This window comes from Streptococcus pluranimalium (assembly GCF_047785705.1).
Classification (GTDB): Bacteria; Bacillota; Bacilli; order Lactobacillales; family Streptococcaceae; genus Streptococcus; species Streptococcus pluranimalium_A.
Map to the genome: position 1 here is coordinate 1 of NZ_JBLOJV010000007.1, position 20,043 is coordinate 20,043.

Here is a 20,043-nt window from a genome sequence, read left to right on the forward strand (position 1 = left end):
GCTCGAGTTGATGGCATTGATGTCTTAAGCTGATTTTTAACCCTTTCGTTCGCGGGAACGTATCAACGGTATTTTGATTATTTTTTAAGAAACTGATATATGGGGGAACATATCGAAGCAATCAATAATGCACATTAACAACTAGTCTTTGTTATATTTAAACTATTCGAAAAGGTAATTGGATATTAAGGGAAGACTCTATAGACTTTTTCATATGATTAACGAGTTCAGCCACCTCAGATTCCATTCCTTCCCACTTGTCAACACACTCTCCTAAATAAGCCTCTCTCGCTTTGTTGAGTAAAGTAGCATGCTCATCGGGTAATTGAGGTATCGCCCATTCAGCTGCCAGATCTTTTGAGCGAATTTCACCAGTAGATGCTGTCAGCCACATTCTGGCTAAAGTTAAAATCACATTGCGTTCGTCACCGTTAATGCTAGCTATCAACCCGGGCAACGATTCTTTAATTGCTTTTCGAATATCTGTCATTGGCACAGGCTCAATTACTTCTGTTGCCTTTGGTCCCAAAAGGTTAATACTATTTTTTCTTAGTTGTGCTAAAAGTATTGCTAAATCCGGATCATAAGTCGACTCAGGAATTTCTCCCTTTTCAAACTGCTCTCTTAGCCACTCGCCATACATAAATTCATATTTGGGGGGGAAATGCCAAGGGACAATATCCTTTTGATTTATGACCGTAACTTCAAGAGGCCTCATATCTTTTATGTTTCCTATTTTCCCAGATATAAGCATTAACCTATTTGTAAGATTCCTTCGAGTTTTTTCAGATAAACTTTGATTTGTTATTACCAAAATATCTACATCGCTATTCATACGTAAACCACCCATTACTGCCGAACCATACAAATACACCCCAATTAACATATTATCAAGTAGTTCCGCTATAGTTTTTAATGCTTGAATTGCTTCTTTCGGAATTTTTTTGTTACTTAAATCTATACTCAACTTCGATCTCCTTTCGTCTGAAAACTGTTTTTTAACGCCTCTTAAAATTTATAAAAAAAGAGTAAACATCTTTCGTTGTATTGTAAATTAACGCCATCCAAAATTTTGATTCAAGATTTTCTTTCGGTTTATTATATGTTTGAGCCAATATAAGCTACAAAACTGCTGTCTATCCATTTTTGAGTAACCTCATTTATATCAATCCCAATAGTAGCCAACCCAATAATGCTGCAATCCAATTTCTCTAACAAAGCTATTAAAGCCTTCATTTGAGAACCTGTCTCTATCCAATCATCTACAATCAAAACTCTTTTGTTCCTCACAATAGAACTCTTAGATATTTCAAAGCTTTTATCTTGACCTGAATAGTCGGTAAAATGTGTCGAAATAATCTCTTCTTTTGCGTATGGCAGCTTATCACCTTTTCTTACTCCAATAAACCCCACTCCAAGTTCTTTGGCTATGGCAGTGCCTAGTATCCATCCAATTGCTTCTGGGGCAGCCACATAATCTACTTTATTTTGAAAATCCAATGATAGTACTTTTACAATTTTATCAAAAACGGTTTTATGTGTAAAAATAGTTAGTAAATCATATTTTCCAATTGAGTTACGAGGTAATATACCTCTAATTTCATTTATAACATCAGTACTTTCCATACATTTACACCCCTTGCTTATGGTTAATAATCTTTGCTAATCTTTAAAAATAGTCATTTTCAACATATTTTTTATACATGTCCTCGGTATATCTTGTTATGTTCTTACCATACTCTGGATAATCAAACCCCAGTAGTTCTGCTACCTCTTTGGACACTTCCCTGAACAATTGGTGGCATATAAATAATGACTTCCAAATATTTTCATAGGAATCCATGCGATATGTAGATAATAATCTATTCCATAGATCTTCATCAATGTATTTGTTAATATACTTATAATTTTTCCCAACACTTAATGAAAATTCTGTCTTTATCCCAACCTTCCACGACATCATCCTAAGTAGTTCAAACCGTAGAATCTGGTTCAGATGATCGATTGCAAACAGTATCTCTTTGCGGCACAATCCTTTAATAACATAAGGTGTTACATTCCAAAATTCATTGCAGCAATCATCATACTCCCTTGCGCTTGGCTTTCTTACATGATAATCTATATCAGTCGGAACTATGTCCCTTTTAATTCTACAATCTTTATCAATTAGAACCTTTATTAATTTATCGCCCTTTAGGTAATTATCTAACTCTTCCAAGGGCAATAAGGTAAGATCAATTTTATTGTAATCATCAAATAGCATAAGATAGGAAAATCCCTTTTCTTCAGGTGGGAATAATTCCATATCCTCCGGCTTTTGCATCATTATTATATTCCCAAATTGATTAAGCCAGTCATCATTAGATATAAACGGTTCTATATCACTTACAAAATATGTAATATCATAATCCTGAAATTCATCTTTAGGTATATTAATATTTGCGCGTGACCCCTCAAGGGTCACAATTCGAATACGTTCATCCTGTTCTGCTAAAGAAAGTACTAAATCCATCATTTCTTTTTCTGATCTCATTTACATACTCCTCGTTTATTTTTTCTATATTATTACATCTTCTTTTTTGCCGATACAATCAGCATCATTGGGCGTCGCATTTCATCCGCCATCCCCGGAATATCCATCATGTTCTCTGGCGGCTGTGGCTCCACAATCTGATTTATTATAAAACTATTTGAAAGCAGTGTATTTAGATATGTGGTCAGTGTTCTATGATATTTTGTAACCTTTTCTTCCAAAAACATAGCTGTCCGTTTGCCCTCATAATAATAATTGTCCACCGGGAAATGCAGTATTTCTCCTTTTTCGTTATAATACCAGTCTTGTGTTCCATGAGCAGTAAAAACAGGATGTTCAACTGTAAAAACTAAATTGCCACCAGCCTTCAGCATCCTATATATCTTTTTTATTAAATTCTCATAGTCTGCTACATAATGAAACGCAAGCGAACTTAGTATTACATCAAAGCTCTCCTCTGGGAAATCCACATCTTCTATGGCACAGCATTCATATTCAATCTGTGGAAAATGGGTTTTTCCTTTTGCTACTTCGAGCATTTTATGAGAAATATCAACACCTACTACAGAGGAAGCACCGTTTTCCATCGCATATATACAGTGCCATCCATAGCCGCATCCTAAATCAAGCACACGCTTACCCTTAAAATCAGGTAGCATCTTTTTCAAAGTCTCCCATTCTCCCGCACCAGCCAGTCCTTTCTGCGAGCGACTCATTTGACTGTATTTTTGAAAAAATATATTATCATCATATTTGTTTTCTTTCATCTGAACTCTCCTCGTTTAAAAAGTTATTTATCTCCGATACAATTTCATTCACTTCATTATAAAGCTTCTCGGTCATGTCGTAGCATTCAAAAAGTGAGATACCGAGTACTTCAAAAATATGATTTACCTTCTCGGTATATTTTTCAGGTTTATGTTCAAAAGTTTCAAGCAGTTTTATAGCTTTCTTTTCGTTGATACAATAAGCATTATTACATGCAAATAACACTTGATTTAAACATGAAACTATGCGAAAAACATGACCCGCAATATAATATTTATCGTCTGTTCCCGAATTTGCTTTTACAAACATTAAAGAGAACCCTGCTTCAAACATAAAAAAGTTAACTAAACTTTTCTGCAAAGCATTGGGATAAGTTTCTGCCTGTTTTTTTAATTCGCATAAGCTTTCATTCTTAGCATATAGTATTTTGCTAATCGCTAATTCTCCTCGATACATTGCACTAATATAACCATGGGGATGCCCAGTCTGATAATTGGCAGTAACAATTCCGTGCTCTGTATCTTTCATTATTTGTTCCACACGTTTAATATCACGTAAAATTAAATCCACATGATACCCGTTTATGACTAACCATCCGCCGCCATTAATCCAATCACCCCATGCTCCGGGAGGTACAACAAGGTTATTTCTATGCTCATCATCCAGCTTTGTAGCGAATTGATTAATAGTATTTATGTCAAATGATTCTGAATTGTAATAGATGCCGATATCTATATCCGAATCCTCTGTATGGGTGCCCCTTGCACGTGAACCACCTAAAACAATACCTTCTATATAAGACAGAGAGGATAATTTCTCTGCTACTGATTTAATAATATTATCTACCATCAAGCATGCTCCTTTTATCGATTCACTGCTGTAAAAATTCCAAGCCAAATCTTTTGCTTCTACTCAACATATTTATAATTTTTTTAATTTCACAAAAGATAGTTAAAACTTATCAATTGTCTTTTTATACCTCTGCTGATTAGATGAAGTCTTTTCAATAGCCTTTAAATTACCATTCATTTTGCTAACATGGTTTAAAAATAACGTTCCAAGCAGAAGTCGATCCTTTCTGGGTATCCTATTCCACACATATCCCTTGAATAAATCTTTAACAAGAAAAACTTCGCCATCATTTAGATTTTCAGTTTCTCTAATAGCTTCTTCCAATAGCTCATTTACATCAATCATGTTGTCCACTCCTTATTAATAATAATATCAACAACATTGTTGATATTATTATACGTATATTCACAGTCAAAGTCAATCCGTAAATAAGAAAAGCCACCAATCAAGGAAGTAACACCTCTCAATTGGTCGCCATTTCTGATATCCTATATCTCAATATCTATTTCAACACCTGATTTAAATTCAACAGTGAGCTTATCATCAAATACCGTATCAAATCTTTCAAAAGTACTTTGTTTTCCGCAATTAGTGCAGTTTGTTTTTGTTAAAAAAATTGTTGTCATTCTACTTTTCCTCTTCATCATTATTAAGTAAGCAACTTGCTCTCACTTATTATATTCGCAATGCAAAATAAATTTTCGAATTTTTTTCAAAAAAAGTTAAGTTGTATTGTATCAATTTCAGAACTCACACTTCGGTATGGGTACTCATTTTGATACAATTTCACCATTGCAAGATTTAAGGAGTTCAAAAAAAACGCCTGAATAAATTCAGACGATTCTACTTATCAGAATTACTTCTTGTTCCAAAAATATATCCTAATGTTGTTAATAATAGGGTCCTAAAGGTATCAAAAACATCTAACTCGATTAAAAATCTTTATTTACTTTAGATAAGAAAATAGTCATTCTCCTGTTAATTGTTCTAACTTATCCGATTTAATCCAACTATAAGTATATAGCTCTCCACCAGGTTGACGACGGTCTATCCCTAATCTATAGCCAATTTGTTATCCTAGTTGATTAAAAAAATCTCTGATTTCCTCATCTTTTATAAAATAATATATAATTTTCCCCTCTCTTCTAGTGTCCAAGATGTTTTGATTGGCTAGTTTACGAAGATGGTGGGAGGCAGATGCCATACTGAGATTTAGTAAACAAGCTATATCGCAGACACATAGTTCATCAACAGCAAGGAGATAAAAGATGATATTTATCTGTTTATTATCGGTAAACTTTGATAAAATGCGAAGTGATTTTTGGACTTTTTCCTTTTCAAGGTAGTTCGTTGCGGTTGTAACATTTTGTTGATTTATAACATTCACTTGGCAGATACTATCTTTTTTCAAAATATTTTCTCCTAGCCTAACACAGTCCATAGCAGGTCAAAACTGTTGTTTTCAATCAGGATATATATCCCCAATCCTAAATAAACAACGGCAATAAACCATCTGCTATATTTTTCCAAAGTTTCTCCAACAGAAGGGACTTGTGCCAATTTTTGGGCAGAGAAAACCAAGAGATAAATCATGAATAGAAAGGTAAGTAAAGCCCCTATCAAATTTGCTAAATTTAAGGTAGTAAAATATGGGACAAAGACACCAATATTGTCAGCACCACAACTTGCAAAAGTAATCATAGCGACTAGAAAAATCAGGTTTTTATTATCTTTGCTCAAACCTTCTTTGGCAATAGCTTCTCCATCAGAATCTCCTAAAAGCAAAACTTTGAGGCCTAGGAAAATTGGAATCAAACCGAGCAAACCTAAAATCTCTTTACTAGGAATATAATCTAAGACAAATGCAAAAAGCAAACTTAGCAATATTAGACTAACAGAGCCTAGAAATTGTCCTAAATAGATATTAATGATGTCTTTTCTGCTTTTTCTTTTGGCAAAAAATAACATCAGGATAATAAGTAAGTCTACGGCTGTCCCAGAATACAGGATTATTGAAGTAACAACATTTTGAATCATAAAATACCTCATTCAAATTTATTTTTGAATGTATTTTAACATTAAACTTTGTAGATGTCAAAGAGGTCATAGCCTAAATTACTACAACCGCTCCATTTTTAAATTTAAATTTGGCTCCCTTATCCTCGTTAATCATGACACTCTCAACTAGTGATTCCCATAATAATTCATCAAAATCGGTTAATACTTTCCCCAGCTTTTCTAAAGTTCCGATAAAGTCTTGCAATTCCTTATTCCTTTTGGATTTTTTCATCCTTTGTTGTTCTAGTGATTCAATATCCTGTACTATACCTTCATACTTTGAAGTCAGTTGATTATACTTTTTGAGGTACTTGTCTTGGTCTTGCCTTATGATGGCATTTTCCGAAACTAGATTTGCAACTAACTGACTGACAACTTCTGCTTCTGTTTCAAGGACCTTTATCTGTTCGTCAATTACCTCAAGACTTCCAATGGAAAGTAATACAGATAGATTGTCAATGACTTCAAACCTATTATCTATTACTTGATTAACTGCTAAGACAAACCACTGTTTCACCTCTTCCTCAGTAACGTGTGGGGTAGAACATTTACTACTGCCATTGTATTTTTCGTTACATCGATAGATTACCCTTCTGTATTTGGAGGTTGAATGCCATACCTTGCTACCAAAGAAGTGACCACAATCTCCACATACTAGTTTTGAGCTGAAGATTGTTGTACTCGACTTTCTGCCTTTATTATCGAGCACTTGTTGAACTGCATCAAAGGTCTCTCTATCTACTATTGCTTCATGGTTATTCTCCACATAATACTGAGGCAATTCACCTCTGTTGATGTTCTTCTTTTTGGTTAGAAAATCAATTGTGTAAGTTTTTTGTAGTAAAGCATCCCCTTTATACTTCTCATTTCTAAGCATTCGCTTGATTGTGGTTGCATTCCAATGAGATTTGCCGCTAGGCGAAGGTACACCTTGTTCAGTCAAATCCTTTGCGATATGATAAGGTGATTTTCCAATAAGCGCTTGCTGAAAGATGTACCTAACAGTTTTGGCTTCATCCTGATCAACTACAATTGCCCCATCTTCACCTGCCTTAAAACCTAAGACATTTGTATAAGGAAAATGAACCTTCCCTTCTGCGAATTGTTTCCTTAAGCCCCAAGTTACGTTTTCGGATATGCTCCTACTTTCTTCTTGTGCCAAACTAGACATGATGGTTATGAGTAGCTCACCTTTTGAATCTAATGTCCAAATGTTTTCTTTCTCAAAGTAGATTTCTACACCTACCTCTTTCAACTGCCTAACTGTAGTCAGTGAGTCTACGGTATTCCTCGCAAATCGACTAACAGATTTTGTAATAATCAAATCGATTTTGCCATTGAGTGCATCTTCCACCATAGCTTTGAAACCAGTTCTTAATTTTGTGTTTGTCCCACTGATACCTTCATCAGAGTACATTTTAACAAATTCCCAATCATCCCTCCCATTAATGTATTCAGAGTAGTACCGCATCTGTGACTCATAGCTTGTTGCTTGGTCTTCATGGTCAGTTGATACCCTGGCATAGCCTGCAACTCTACGCTTCTTCAAAGTGAAATCATCTGAACTTGACCTAGTAATACTTGGTGTAGCCTCAATAGTTATTACTTTCTTCACTAATATCGCCCCTCTCTAATTTCCATAGGATATTTCCTTCCTTTTACTGGTGTTACTTTGATGATACGTTGACCAAAGTCATACTCGATGTGTTTAATATTATTTTCAACCCACTCTTTATCTGGGACAAAGCCTAACTTGCTTTTAAACGATGCCAAAAGTCGCTTTTCTCCTAGCGTCCTACATGAACATGATGATGCACCGAATCGATTACGTGTTCTACAATAATATCTTACGGTCTTATTAACATGTTTTGAGTCCACTTTAACAATCATCAAACATCCGCATTCTGAACATGAAATTTTGTCACGAAAGATACCTTTATTTAAGTGGCTTTCTTGACACATTAACTGATATCTTCGTTCCTTCTCTTTAAGTACTAAATCAAAATATTCTTTTGTAACAATTGGCTCGTGTGCATTTTCAATGATGTACTTATTGCGTTGCCCTTTATTCCTTTTCGGATTCCTAGAGAATGCCTCACGATAGGTCTTCTGTAAGACAAGCCGACCAAAGTATGCTTCCTGCTTGAAGAATTCTCTGATACTTGCTACGGTAAATGGATTGCCAAGCCTTGTTAAGACTTGTTCCTGATTGAGTTTATCAACTATCTGCTGTACCGAATCTCCATCCAGATACCATTTAAAGACTTTTCGAATAACTTTTGCCTCATTAGGTTCAATCTGATATTGTTCTCCATCCCAACGGTATCCATACATATCCTGTGGAGTGTGCGGAATCCCTTTTTCAAACTTCTTTTGGATTCGCCATCTTATATTTTCACTCAGGTTTAGAGACTCTTCTTGAGCTACTGAGGCGAGGAGGGTTAACATCAATTCACCTTCTGAGCTAAGACTATCAATATTTTCTTTCTCAAAAGTTACGCCAATATTTTTCAAACGTAATTGTCGAACAGTGTTTAGTAATTCAACTGTATTTCGACCAAAACGAGCGATTGACTTAGTGATTATCCTATCAATCTTTCCATCTTCACAATCCTTTATAAGATTTAGAAAGCCTTGTCGATTACTTTGTTCTTTACCGCTTATGCCTTCATCATAATAAATCCCTACCAATTCCCAACCAGGATGCGCTTGTATTAAACGGTTATAGTAGCTAATCTGTGTTGACAGAGAATGATGAAGACGACTATCAGAAACCCTTGCATAGGCCGCAACCTTAAATCTTGGCTTGCAGGGCGATTTTATGGGTTGTATTCTTCTAACTGTTCTCAAATTAATACACTCCTTTCGCTACTATATATCACTCTAAAAGAAAAAATTATCCAGTTATTAGGTCGATAATTGACTTATAAACGGTTGATATTTTTCAAGCATCAATTGCCTAAAAAGTTCAAATTCCTCAATAGTGATTGCTCCATTATTTAGAAGTACCTTTGCTTGTATCATTGTTAGTTGGTAGGTCATCTCATTATTAATTTTTTGAACGTCCATATAATCCTCCTACCTTACTAGGTAGGTTTGGGAGTAATTTTTCCGCACTTATTGAAAAAAAGGCAAAAAAATAAAGCCTGATGTTTCCACCAGGCTTATAACTAAATTATGAAATTCTAAACCAACCAACAACTTTTCCGAGTTTAACTGTTCCAGTTGAATCGTAGAGTGTACCATCTGCCATCCATTGCCGTTTCACTCGACGAGTAATTCCACCGCCACCGAGTTCCAGTTGGTCGTTGATACCGTTCTTATTATGGTCAGAATACCCATCAATATTCTGTTCCACACCATCAATACTTTTTCCATCTGAATCTGTCACACATACACCAATGTGACCATATACCAAACCATCCGTTTGAATGACATAGAAATCACCTGCTTTAGGATTCACACCCCAAGCATCATAGATGACTTGGAAACCATTTGATTTTGCTTTTTTCAAACAATCAATGGCATTAGTATAGGACATATTCTTGTCCGTCAACTCTTGGACAATTTTATCTACCAAGGCGACACACTGCCCACCATAAGGGTTTGATGGAACAGTCACCTTTTGACCGACCTTAGATAATGCTGACGCAACCACACGGCTTGCAACACTGGTTGGGATAGCGGTTGTTGTTCTTGAAGCTGCGTTGACCTTTAGAGTTTGACCAACCCTTAAAATATCCGCCTTCTTCAAGCCATTTACCGCAAGAAGGGCATCAACTGTTAAACCAAACTTCCGAGCGATTCCATAATACGTATCGCCTTTCTGTGCTTGATAGGTCTGCTCACTATGGCCTTTGGTTGTTCCTTCTACATCCTGCTCAAGCACCCATGACATGATTCCATCAAGTAGATAAGCTCTCTTACTGTTTGACTGGTGAACATTCTTCACTTGGAGGATTTTGTAGGTGCGCCCCTTGACCCAGTTAGCGATTTTCTGACCAGTCTGATAATGAGTCGCATGAGGCAACACCCTAAGACTATCACCAACAAGATAGATTGATTTTGAAGGAGTTCCTGAACTCCCAACAATTGAACTGGCGGGCGAGGGAACTATTGTCTTGACTTCAACTCCTGTTATTGCTGACACAAGACCTTTCGCAATGTCCTCTTTCTTGTTCTCAAAAATCGCCATATCTTGTTCATTATCGATAAAGGCAATCTCCACCAAACGATAGGTATATCCACGACTCGCTGCTTGGTTGGCATTATAGAGCCAATCTACCTTCTTAATGCCACGATTTTGAAAGTATCGTGAAAGGAGAGATAGGATAGCCATATCTTCCTTGTCTGCTTCTAAAGAAGATTGAATCAAGACTTCTGTACCTTTGGCACTACCATTAAAGGCATTGAAGTGCAATTCAGTAATTGAGTCGTATCCCTTACCAATACTAGTAATACTCCGATAATCATAAACATTTTGTTCGGTAATAAAATCAATCTGTTGTCCACTATACTTGGACATTAACTTGGCTAATTCTCGAACCTTTCCAGCTTCTGTGATACCTAGTTTGGCATTCACTGCTCCAGGATCATAGCCTGTTCGCCCCTGTCCATGACCACAAATGACTAGATGTTTTCCCATATCTTCTCACCTCTCGTTGATTTGTTTTAAGATTGCTTGTAGTTTCTCAGGTATTGGTAGACCAATTCGAACGGTATTTTCTAAGATACTTACCCCCTCATTACTGAGATAAAAGAATATAACCATGGTTCGAATTGTTCCACCCTGCTTGATAATAGCTGTATCAATCATATGACCTAATGAAACTAAAAATAAAATGGCTATCTTTTTAAAGATGCCACGAAAACCGATACTACTAGACAATTGTTTTTCTACAACTGCCGCAAAAATTCCTGTTAGATAGTCAATAATAATGAAGACCAGTAGAGCGTATAGGATACCGTCCAACTCTCCAAATAGACTACCAATCAAGCCTCCAATCATGGAAAATAAAATCTTATTAAGTGTTAACAATTCCTTCATCGGTCACCTCACTTTCTACTGAACCTTCCTGCACAATGGAAGGGTCTGACCAATCTGGTTGACCGTTCTCATCAAACCGCATCAGATAGAAACAATCATGGAACAGATCAGAAAGGTTCAGTGTTAATGTGGTACTGCCCCACTGATTAAATGCCCAAACTGTTTCTGTTGTAACCAACTGCCGCTTTCCATTTTTAATGGCAGGTCGCCTTACTTCTTCAAGATACATGTAAAAATCCTGCTCTGCGGTCTTACAACGTATGAACTCTCCGTTCTTACGCATGTAAGCGAGAGCTGTCTCCAAATCAAACGGTTCTGTTACTTTGTCAATATTGAGTAGTGCCATAGCAACTATTCTCCTTTCTCTTCTTCAGGTTTTGTCTGAACTTCCAATAACTCAGTCAATTCCTGTTTTTCTTTACGCAATAGGCTAAGTTCCTCATCCTTTTCCACCAATTGGATGGCAATGAGGTTCTTAGCGGTGATTTCATCAGATAGCTTTGTGACAAGCTCCTGAATAGTTAGTTTTAGTGATTGGTTGATTTGTTCTAGATTCATCTGTGAACTCCTTTATTTAATCGTATCCCATGTCAAGATGACGTCACCTCGACCAGTGATGTTTACTAAGTGTTTAAAATTGTGATTGAATTGATGAAGAACATCTTTCAAACTGACGTAGGTTGTACCGTTTCGATAGATGCGGATATCTCCGATATTCAAAATTGAACTTGGTCGGTCAGATGCTTTAAAGGCATCAATACTCAGTCGGTTAGGCAACGTTACTATTTCCCAACCATCTGGATTGGTATAGGGAGCACTAGCTAAACGTACCTTATCGCCTACCACATCAATTTGGTCGGTATCTGTACCGTTCCATGCTCGAATTCCTACAAAGCCACCGTCATTGGCATTCCAGTTGTTCCATCGATTGGAACCGATAATGGTTACACCACATGGCTTGCCGTTTGAGGTACCTGTTTCAAATGAAACCCACTGGTGAGGATAACCACTAACCTCACGAGAAATGGATGGAGAGTTTGTAAAGAACTTGATGTTCCCAAGTGACAGATTGATTTTCATGGCTCCGTTGATTGCTGACAAGATTCCGCCAGAAATGTTGTTGGCAGATAGTGTTACTGACTGCACTTGGGTTATAAAGGCTGATTTGGCAAATAACTGCTTAAGATAGGCTTCTGTTGCCATAAACTTGGTAAAGAATGCTTGGTCAACCTTTAATTTATCCGCAGTGATTGCTTCTGCTCCAATTCGAGCTGCAGAGATAATACCTGTCGTAATCTTGCCTGCATCAAGACTTGCAATCTTACCACTTGCAATGACACCATCTTGGATATAGGTAGTGCCTGTAATTTGGACGAGTTTTCCATCAATCTTGACTGTGCCATCCTTATTGAGGTTAAGTTGACTCAAAACTGTGCCTGCACTGGTCAAATTTCGAACCGACCACGACCCTGCAAGAGTTGAAACTTGAGTTTGAATGGCATTGACGGCAGCCGTTGTCGCTCGACTTGTTTCTAGATTGCCCACTCGTGTCACAATCCCATTTGCCGTTTGAACAACCTGACTGATTTGATTGGTGTGATCTCCAATTGTTCGAGTGTGACTACTTACAGTATCCCGCACTTCATGAAAGTCGGTTACTGTCGTAAAGTCGTCTAATGACGGTGTCCAATAGTCTGGAAAGATATCACCAGTTGATATCATTAAAGCTCTTACATGGAACTTACCAGTTTTAACCCCATCAACTCTGACTTGAAGTTCAAATCCTTTAGAGTGTTGATACATCTCTTGAGTGACGGTAGAGGTTAGTTTGATTAACCGATAATTATTACCCGTTGTCAGATTACTGCTCCACTTATTGTAGAAAGGGTGATACAAATTCCAGTTGGTCCATGTCCAAGAATTTTGATTATCTAAGATTGGACCTTGGAGTTTCATAGAACGAGTCGTCACCGCAGGGTCAAATGTAATCTCATCCGCTGAGACATGAACATATAAATGAACTTTTGATCCAACATAGATACCACTACTATCTCCAAATTGAACTCTTCCTAAAGATGCTATCCAGTTACTACTCACATTTATCGTCTGATAAGCACTCCATCTATCCGAAGTACCAGCTATCAAGTTACGATGTGAAACTGAGGTAGGGATTCTACTTTCCGTTTGACTGATTCGCTGGGTAAAACTATCAGAGGTGGTTCTAACCAAATTCTGCATACTAGTTGTCGTCGCATAGGGTTGGAGAGAACTGCTGGTTAGATAGCCACGCCCAGTAATATTGGAATCGACCTGAGACTTGGTTTGGTAGCCTTTTGAGTTAATGGCTGATTCAACTTGCGTACTTGTTAGTCGTTGTTCAATTTGCCCAGCCTGTGTACGTATAGTGGATTCTGCACTTGTTACTCGACCAGTCAAGTTATTAAAATCAGTTCTTGCGACTTTCTGTGAGATGGCATCATTGGCAATCCGTAAATCAGCCTTGGTTTGGGTAATCTGACTAGCGTTTATGTTGGCCTTAGCCAAGGCATTATCAGCGGTTGTTTTTACCCCTTCAAGAACTGTCTTATCTGCCTTAAGCAAGATGGATTGTTGCGTTTGTTGGATGGATGTAGTATGTCCTTCAACTATTCGTTTTACTGGATTAAAGTCTGTTTGACTAACCTTTGAGGATACATCCGAAACTAATTGTCGAATTTGTGTCTCACTACTATAAATCTTTCCATTTGTCTCGGTTAATCTTGTAGAAACCTGCTCCACACCAGAAGCCGTTTGAGTGATGAGTGTCCGTTGGGTGGTCAATTCACCAGCTATATCTGATGGACTTTCCGAATAACCTGTATCCAGGGAGGTTTTAGCGACTTTCAATCCTGCCACATAGAATTTATTGCCATTTGGGATAGTGCTGCCATTGTACTCTGTCCGAAATTGAAGCGAACCATCAGATAAGACATGGACTGTTTTCCAGTAGCGTTTCCAGTCACTTGTGACGGATATAATATCGTCCGATTCACTCACCCTTGCTACTGGAGCACGATAGACACTAGAACCGGACCAAATCGCTGAAACTTTGATGGAGGAAAGTGGCTGATTTGCTTTGGCATAAAAGCTAAAAGTAATGACATCTCCTGCTTTCACAACAATATTCTGATGACTTCCGTTATAACCCGATTGGGTCGAACGAACTACTAGTCCCCTAAAATGCTCTGTTTCAGTGGACCAATTGTTTCCTAAATGCCAGGCATTTCCTTTATTCGACCAATCACGTGTACCAGTCATCAAATTTAGGCCATCTAGGCTAGTTGGAATTTTCGCATCCACCTGACTGATTTCAGTTGTTATGCGATTCCCCAATTGCGTAATAGACGACTCGGCAGTTTCGATTCTATGTTTCGCTTGGTTAAAATCACTGGTTTTTACACGCTGGGAAATTTGGTCTGCTTGTACTTGAATCATGGATTCTGCACCGGATACTCGACCAGTCAGACTATCCACCAGTTGCTTACTCGCAAGAAGTTTTATATCCTCCTTGGTTTGTGACAGATTGGTACTTACAGTAGCCAACTGTCCCCCTAATAGTGATTTTGCTACATCAACCAATCGACTGGCTTCAGAGATAGCTTGTGATTTAGCTGTCGCAATCTTTGTCTCTGTCTGACTACGCTCCGTTGAAGTCAATCGGTTAGCTTCTTTAATGGCATCAAGCTTGGCTTGTTCTGCTCTTCTGATGGCTTCTGTGGCCCCAGTTTGAGCCTGTTCTGCCTTCAGTTTGGCTTCTGTGGCTAGGTTGGTGTTTACCCCAGCCTTTGCCAATAAATCACGAGTTGTGCGTTGCTGCTCCTCTTCCTGTTGTCGCATCTGTTGGTGAATAGTAGAAAGTTCACTATCAAAGCTAGCCTTTAATCGATCCGCATAGAACTCCCCATGACTTTGAGCCTGTTCAATAGCGTTATCAATGGCTACTTGACGTTTCTCAAATTCTGCATCAAAGGCTCTGTTGGCATTTTCAAGGGCAATTTCAACGGTAACATCCTCACTCCGCTTATTCCCATCAAGGAGATTATTTACTAGGGTAGTCAAGCTACCGCCAGTTTTACCTGTACCAATACCTGCCTTATCATCAAATGTGATAGAGCGGTAATTCTTAGCTAAAGGATCATAATCATAAGCTATGGCTTTCTTCCTCACATCAATCCCGTGTAGCTTGCTTTTTAAAGTCACTGTATCGCCTAGATGAACCGTTTGACCATCTAACTCAAATGCCTCAATGATGATGGCATCTTTTGGCTTATCAATTCCCTCTAAGCGAAACTTGCTACTAGCCCACTCTATTAACTCTTGACGAGATCTGACGCTATTATTTGTATAGGTCACTTCATTGATGAAAGGATAGAAGTTAATCAACGGACTATCTACAGTGACTTGAAGTACAGTCTCCCTATCCTGCCCCTCTTGTTTGAAGCTTGAAGTGGCATGAATACGAGTGATAACCTGTGAACTTTCTTTGGTTCGTTGATACTTTTTCAAATTGTAGTGAGTAGAGATGACTACCCCACGGTCTTGTCCTCGCTCACTCTTTATAGTTAGGGCAAGATTATCACGAACCAGTTCCCCCTCCCAAGTTCCAATAATAGAATGTTTGCCATCCAACAGGCTGGAATATAGCGTCTGTTCCTTATCTGTTGTATAGGTTCTGTTCTTGACAATGTCGCTGGTAAAAGAAAAATCTCCCAATGGAGACTTGCTTGCCATGACCATGCTTGATAGTGCTGTTGCACAGGGTACCTGTTCACACCTAAATGGCGATACTAATCTAGTCATGATGTCATCTGTTATGTGATAGGCCACAACTTCATGACTGGTGTCTCCTTCGATAACTTTCTTAATCCGAAACAACTGGTGTCCCAATACTGGAACTGGGCTACGAACGAGGTAGTCCTCTTTTAACTCTCGAAATAGACCGCTATCTGTGATCGGATAGGTAAAGTTCAGGACAAAATCTCCATTCATTGTTTCCTTGACACTTGCCTTAATGGTTTCAGGAAGTGGTTTTCCATGCCATTTTGCCGTTCGAACAGTTTTGTCCAATAATGATAACACTAAGCCCACCCCCAATTCATTTCTATTGTTAATGATGTGATGCCAGCACCTAAGACAACTCCAACCGAGTCATTTCTGGCCGCATCAATGGAAATAAAATCGCCAGACCATTTTACAGGCTGACCTCTTTGTGTCTTAAAACTTGGCTGACTAGGATTATTATCCATAATGAGTGTTTCTTGTAATCGCTCCAAGCGGATGACATCATCCCCAATCGTAAAGCTAGTTTCACTAGTCGAGTTGCCACTTATGGTAATCTTCGGAAAAGCAATGGCTGAACCTTGACTTCTCAAAGTACCACTAGTCCTAAACACCTGCGAGGTCGTCGTTTTGAACCACTTGGTTGGGTGACAAGAAAATGTAACCTTAAACTCATACACCCCCAGCTTATCCTTTTGAACTGGAGTATGGTGTACCTTGTAACACCAAAAGCGAATGGTCTTGAAACTAGCGTTCTCAAGCCAAAATCCTTCTTTCAAAAATAGCTTCAAAAAGGATAATAACTGTTCTTCACTAGGTTTTACAAGATAGAGGGTGTAGCTCAGTTCCATGACACTTCTGCGAGGATTGGTTTGAAGAACCGCTCCTGATAGGCCTTGGTGTTCTATCAATTGCGTCTTACTTTCGCTTACTGTGATTGAAGGACTATCTTCCACGATTACCTTAAAAGGAAAAGAACTCGTGGACACTCCACCAATGGTTAATGCATTATGTCTAATCATGGTGTCACTCCTCTCAATCCTTGTTGCCGTTCCAGTTCATAGACTAACTTCTCACCAACCAATTCCGCAAGCCGATGAAGGTCAGCTTCTTCCCTCACGGTATTGCCTGTGATGGTTATCTGAATGGCGGGGAGGTTACTGGTCATGGTCTTGGCAATCCCCCGACCAATGGCACCTAACGTTTGTTCATTCAAAGGCAAGACTGCTTCTTTTCCAGCCTCACCACCTACCATTAGGCTATTGCCGTTTACTCCAAATGCGGTTGGTTTGGTTAAAATTCCTCCTTTGGCATACCAATCTATAGAAATTCTTGGAATTCCGCCCTTCAACCAATCGAGTGGATTGGCTGAACCTGATACTCGAAAATGAGGAAGGGGAATATGTGGCCATCTGATTTGGAAGTTAAAAAGATTTTTAATGGCATTGATGGCATTACTCACGGCATCTCTTGCACCATTGATGGCATTTGAAATGGTATTCTTGACACCATTCCAAACAGATGACACCGTGCTTGAAATGCCATTCAAGACACTAGAGACCGTGTTTCGGATACCGTTCCAAATATTGGATACCGTGACTCCAATATTGGATAAGATATTAGATATGGTTGATTGGATTGCTGACCAAATGGATGAAACGACTGAACTGATAGCTGTCAGTAAATTTGAGATGGTATTCTTGATACCTGTCCAAGCAGTTGAGATGTACTGGGCGATGAAATTGAGGGCTAAGGAAATAAGGGACTTGATGCCCTCCCATGCCATCGACAAGACCTGTTTGATGGTTTCCCAAGCGCCAGTCCAATCACCAGTGATAACCTGCATGACTGCCTTGATGATACCAAGTACCACATTGATAGCAGTCTCGACCACAATCTTTATCATCTCCCAAGCGGCTGTGATGATGAGTTTGATATTCTCCCAACTTGCTTGGATGAGCGGTCCAAGAATAGTCATCACCGTTTGAATAACCGTAGTGATGGCATTCCATACCGTCGTTGTAGCATTTAGAATCAATTGCTGGTTTTCAGTCCACCATGTGGTTAGCGTTCCCCAGATGGACATAACAAAACTAGAAATCTGCTGGCTGATCATGGACAGAAAGGCATAGATACTATTCCAGATTTCCGTCACAGCCGTTCGAAAGCCTTCGTGATTCGTCCAGAGTTCTTTTAACCCAACAATCAGCAAGGTAATGGCAGCTACAATACCAACAATAATCCCCACAATCGGCAAAAATGCCGTTATCATTCCAACAACGGTTGTCCCCATAGCGGCTGCAGCAACCTGTAAGCCCAAGAAAATAGGAAGTAACATACCTACCACGGCTAAAATACCTGTGAAGATAATGACGACTCCCTTGATGGGACTGGATAAGTTGGTAAACCAAGTTGCTAGTTGACTAACAATGTCTGCCAAACTTTGAAAGACTGGAATAAGCATCTCCAGAATCGGTTGACCGATTGCTGCTAGAGCATTAGTTCCAGACTGTCTTAAGTTACCCAGAACGTTTTCCAGTCCGTCTGATTCCCTTGCAGCTTGTCCCAAGGCTCCAGAGAGTTCATTTCCGTCCTCTACCATTTGAAGGAGGGTTAACTGCTTCTGAGCTTCTGATAGTTCATTGAAGGACTTTCCATAGAGCTTATTCGCCGCTGCATTACGAGTGGTTTCTGTCGCAGAAATACCCAGAGCTGCGTCATTTTCATAGTTTCCTTTGAGGAAGGACTGCAGGTTTTCGGTGACTTCTTCGATGGATTTGTCGTAAAATGCTGCCCCATCAGCCGCTGCTCTGGTGGCACGAGTGGTCAGATCCAAAGCCTGAGCCGTATCCATTCCAGAGGTTTTGGCAAAGGAAGCCATTTGAGTGAAGGAGCCTTGAAGACGCTCTGGAACAATGTCCATCTCTTCCCCAATCTTATTGAGGGCAACCTTAGCAGCATTCTCCATATCCCCAAATACGGTAGAGAATTGGGCATTGCTGGCTTGAAGTTGAGCTGCCGCAGACATGGACTCTGTTCCGACTTCGAAGATTTTCTGAGAGATGTCTGCTAGCTTCTCACTGGTCGCTTGAAGTGCCTCAGCCCGAATGGTGTCAGACATGGCTTTCATGCCATCCTGAGCACCATCGGCAGAGGATTTAGTCTCATCCATCTCGTTGTTCAGGTTATTGAGTGCGGTCTTTGCTTGATTCAACTCAGCTTCCATCTTATTCGCTTCAATGGAATTCTCACCATATTCACTCTTTGTCAGGGCTAGTTGCTTTTCGAGATTGGAAATCTGTTTAGAAACAATTTCTGACTGTGCTCCAATCTTTTGTTGAGCTATAGCATTGCGTTCTGCTTCGGAACTATTGGATGACAAAGCACTTTCTTGTAACTCAAATTGAGATGTGACCTTGTTCATCTCACTTGCTAACTGCCCCTGCTCCACTTGGAGTTTATCTAATTGTTGAGCCGCTGAACTACTAGCTCGACCGTGATTCTCAAGTGTTGATGACACATCAGCTAACTTAGTTTCATAGGACGTTAGCAGCCTTTGAGTAGTTTCCACCTCACGTTGAAAGGCACGGTACTGGTCTGCCCCAATATCTCCAGCCTTAAATTGAGCTTCCACCTGTGATTGGGCTTGACGGAGCGTTGCCAATTTTTCTTTGGTTGTCTCGACTTGTTTTGCCAAGACTTCCTGCTTTTGCGTCAGAAGAGTGACATTTCCTGTATCAAACTTGAGAGCCTTATCAATCTGTCTTAGTTCTTTGGTAGCTTCAGATGCTTGTTTGTTTACACCCTTAAGTGCATCTTGTAAGGGTTGGGTATCGCCACCAATTTCAATCGTAATTCCCTTTATGTTTCCAGCCATAGTCCCTCCTTTCTACCATCAGAAATTATCAAAATCAGCTTGAGTTGCTGGGCGTGTTTGAGAAGTTTCTCGAGTACGCATCTCCACATA

The 20,043-nt window shown here is 39.0% G+C and carries 19 protein-coding genes; all 19 read right to left on the reverse strand.

What is annotated here, in order from left to right:
• Positions 1–157: 157 nt before the first annotated feature.
• Positions 158–967 carry an ANT(9) family aminoglycoside nucleotidyltransferase Spw gene (locus tag ACMZ6Z_RS02925; RefSeq protein ID WP_002294509.1) on the reverse strand — a complete coding sequence of 270 codons (810 nt, stop codon included), beginning with the start codon at positions 965–967 and terminating at the stop codon, positions 158–160.
• A 131-nt stretch (positions 968–1,098) separates the two neighbouring features.
• Positions 1,099–1,626 carry a phosphoribosyltransferase family protein gene (locus tag ACMZ6Z_RS02930; RefSeq protein WP_002294507.1) on the reverse strand — a complete coding sequence of 176 codons (528 nt, stop codon included), beginning with the start codon at positions 1,624–1,626 and terminating at the stop codon, positions 1,099–1,101.
• A 43-nt stretch (positions 1,627–1,669) separates the two neighbouring features.
• Positions 1,670–2,533 (reverse strand): aminoglycoside nucleotidyltransferase ANT(6)-Ia, encoded by an 864-nt coding sequence (locus ACMZ6Z_RS02935; protein WP_002294505.1) that lies wholly within the window; start codon positions 2,531–2,533, stop codon positions 1,670–1,672.
• A gap of 32 nt (positions 2,534–2,565) precedes the next feature.
• Positions 2,566–3,300, reverse strand: coding sequence for a class I SAM-dependent methyltransferase (locus tag ACMZ6Z_RS02940; protein WP_000662263.1), 735 nt, complete (start codon positions 3,298–3,300; stop codon positions 2,566–2,568).
• Positions 3,281–4,150 carry a nucleotidyltransferase domain-containing protein gene (locus ACMZ6Z_RS02945; RefSeq protein WP_000228166.1) on the reverse strand — a complete coding sequence of 290 codons (870 nt, stop codon included), beginning with the start codon at positions 4,148–4,150 and terminating at the stop codon, positions 3,281–3,283. The genes ACMZ6Z_RS02940 and ACMZ6Z_RS02945 overlap by 20 nt, the downstream gene beginning before the upstream one ends.
• 102 nt (positions 4,151–4,252) lie before the next feature.
• Positions 4,253–4,498, reverse strand: coding sequence for a single-stranded DNA-binding protein (locus ACMZ6Z_RS02950; RefSeq protein ID WP_000567889.1), 246 nt, complete (start codon positions 4,496–4,498; stop codon positions 4,253–4,255).
• A gap of 143 nt (positions 4,499–4,641) precedes the next feature.
• Complete coding sequence (locus ACMZ6Z_RS02955; RefSeq protein WP_158531099.1) at positions 4,642–4,779, reverse strand: hypothetical protein; 138 nt, start codon at positions 4,777–4,779, stop codon at positions 4,642–4,644.
• A gap of 446 nt (positions 4,780–5,225) precedes the next feature.
• Positions 5,226–5,564 carry a Cd(II)/Zn(II)-sensing metalloregulatory transcriptional regulator CadX gene (gene cadX, locus ACMZ6Z_RS02960; protein ID WP_039694891.1) on the reverse strand — a complete coding sequence of 113 codons (339 nt, stop codon included), beginning with the start codon at positions 5,562–5,564 and terminating at the stop codon, positions 5,226–5,228.
• An 11-nt stretch (positions 5,565–5,575) separates the two neighbouring features.
• Positions 5,576–6,190 (reverse strand): CadD family cadmium resistance transporter, encoded by a 615-nt coding sequence (locus ACMZ6Z_RS02965; protein WP_039694890.1) that lies wholly within the window; start codon positions 6,188–6,190, stop codon positions 5,576–5,578.
• Between the two features lie 73 nt (positions 6,191–6,263).
• Positions 6,264–7,826 carry a recombinase family protein gene (locus tag ACMZ6Z_RS02970; RefSeq protein WP_039694888.1) on the reverse strand — a complete coding sequence of 521 codons (1,563 nt, stop codon included), beginning with the start codon at positions 7,824–7,826 and terminating at the stop codon, positions 6,264–6,266.
• Positions 7,826–9,061 (reverse strand): recombinase family protein, encoded by a 1,236-nt coding sequence (locus tag ACMZ6Z_RS02975; protein WP_039694886.1) that lies wholly within the window; start codon positions 9,059–9,061, stop codon positions 7,826–7,828. The genes ACMZ6Z_RS02970 and ACMZ6Z_RS02975 overlap by 1 nt, the downstream gene beginning before the upstream one ends.
• 57 nt (positions 9,062–9,118) lie before the next feature.
• A complete protein-coding gene (locus ACMZ6Z_RS02980; RefSeq protein WP_024388662.1) occupies positions 9,119–9,280 on the reverse strand; it encodes an SHOCT domain-containing protein in 162 nt (53 codons plus the stop codon).
• Positions 9,281–9,386: 106 nt separating this feature from the next.
• Entirely contained in the window at positions 9,387–10,856 is a 1,470-nt protein-coding gene (locus tag ACMZ6Z_RS02985; protein ID WP_416131173.1) for a LysM peptidoglycan-binding domain-containing protein, read from the reverse strand.
• Between the two features lie 6 nt (positions 10,857–10,862).
• Positions 10,863–11,258, reverse strand: a complete 396-nt coding sequence (locus ACMZ6Z_RS02990) for a holin family protein (RefSeq protein ID WP_416131174.1) — start codon at positions 11,256–11,258, stop codon at positions 10,863–10,865.
• Positions 11,236–11,604 carry a hypothetical protein gene (locus ACMZ6Z_RS02995; protein WP_024418884.1) on the reverse strand — a complete coding sequence of 123 codons (369 nt, stop codon included), beginning with the start codon at positions 11,602–11,604 and terminating at the stop codon, positions 11,236–11,238. The genes ACMZ6Z_RS02990 and ACMZ6Z_RS02995 overlap by 23 nt, the downstream gene beginning before the upstream one ends.
• 5 nt (positions 11,605–11,609) lie before the next feature.
• Complete coding sequence (locus ACMZ6Z_RS03000; RefSeq protein WP_256797839.1) at positions 11,610–11,816, reverse strand: hypothetical protein; 207 nt, start codon at positions 11,814–11,816, stop codon at positions 11,610–11,612.
• Between the two features lie 12 nt (positions 11,817–11,828).
• Complete coding sequence (locus tag ACMZ6Z_RS03005) at positions 11,829–16,376, reverse strand: phage tail spike protein (protein WP_416131175.1); 4,548 nt, start codon at positions 16,374–16,376, stop codon at positions 11,829–11,831.
• A complete protein-coding gene (locus ACMZ6Z_RS03010) occupies positions 16,376–17,098 on the reverse strand; it encodes a phage tail protein (protein ID WP_105115043.1) in 723 nt (240 codons plus the stop codon). Before ACMZ6Z_RS03010 ends, ACMZ6Z_RS03005 begins: the two co-directional genes overlap by 1 nt.
• Entirely contained in the window at positions 17,095–19,953 is a 2,859-nt protein-coding gene (locus ACMZ6Z_RS03015) for a phage tail tape measure protein (RefSeq protein WP_416131176.1), read from the reverse strand. The genes ACMZ6Z_RS03010 and ACMZ6Z_RS03015 overlap by 4 nt, the downstream gene beginning before the upstream one ends.
• Positions 19,954–20,043: the final 90 nt, after the last annotated feature.

Bases quoted from the DNA above. Each gene is read 5' to 3' on its own strand.
- ACMZ6Z_RS03015 (WP_416131176.1), bottom strand. From the start codon at position 19,953: ATGGCTGGAAACATAAAGGGAATTACGATTGAAATTGGTGGCGATACC.
- ACMZ6Z_RS03010 (WP_105115043.1), bottom strand. From the start codon at position 17,098: ATGATTAGACATAATGCATTAACCATTGGTGGAGTGTCCACGAGTTCT.
- ACMZ6Z_RS02965 (WP_039694890.1), bottom strand. From the start codon at position 6,190: ATGATTCAAAATGTTGTTACTTCAATAATCCTGTATTCTGGGACAGCC.
- ACMZ6Z_RS02955 (WP_158531099.1), bottom strand. From the start codon at position 4,779: ATGACAACAATTTTTTTAACAAAAACAAACTGCACTAATTGCGGAAAA.
- ACMZ6Z_RS02990 (WP_416131174.1), bottom strand. From the start codon at position 11,258: ATGAAGGAATTGTTAACACTTAATAAGATTTTATTTTCCATGATTGGA.
- ACMZ6Z_RS02930 (WP_002294507.1), bottom strand. From the start codon at position 1,626: ATGGAAAGTACTGATGTTATAAATGAAATTAGAGGTATATTACCTCGT.
- ACMZ6Z_RS02980 (WP_024388662.1), bottom strand. From the start codon at position 9,280: ATGGACGTTCAAAAAATTAATAATGAGATGACCTACCAACTAACAATG.
- ACMZ6Z_RS02935 (WP_002294505.1), bottom strand. From the start codon at position 2,533: ATGAGATCAGAAAAAGAAATGATGGATTTAGTACTTTCTTTAGCAGAA.
- ACMZ6Z_RS03000 (WP_256797839.1), bottom strand. From the start codon at position 11,816: ATGAATCTAGAACAAATCAACCAATCACTAAAACTAACTATTCAGGAG.
- ACMZ6Z_RS02950 (WP_000567889.1), bottom strand. From the start codon at position 4,498: ATGATTGATGTAAATGAGCTATTGGAAGAAGCTATTAGAGAAACTGAA.
- ACMZ6Z_RS02985 (WP_416131173.1), bottom strand. From the start codon at position 10,856: ATGGGAAAACATCTAGTCATTTGTGGTCATGGACAGGGGCGAACAGGC.
- ACMZ6Z_RS02940 (WP_000662263.1), bottom strand. From the start codon at position 3,300: ATGAAAGAAAACAAATATGATGATAATATATTTTTTCAAAAATACAGT.
- ACMZ6Z_RS02995 (WP_024418884.1), bottom strand. From the start codon at position 11,604: ATGGCACTACTCAATATTGACAAAGTAACAGAACCGTTTGATTTGGAG.
- ACMZ6Z_RS02945 (WP_000228166.1), bottom strand. From the start codon at position 4,150: ATGGTAGATAATATTATTAAATCAGTAGCAGAGAAATTATCCTCTCTG.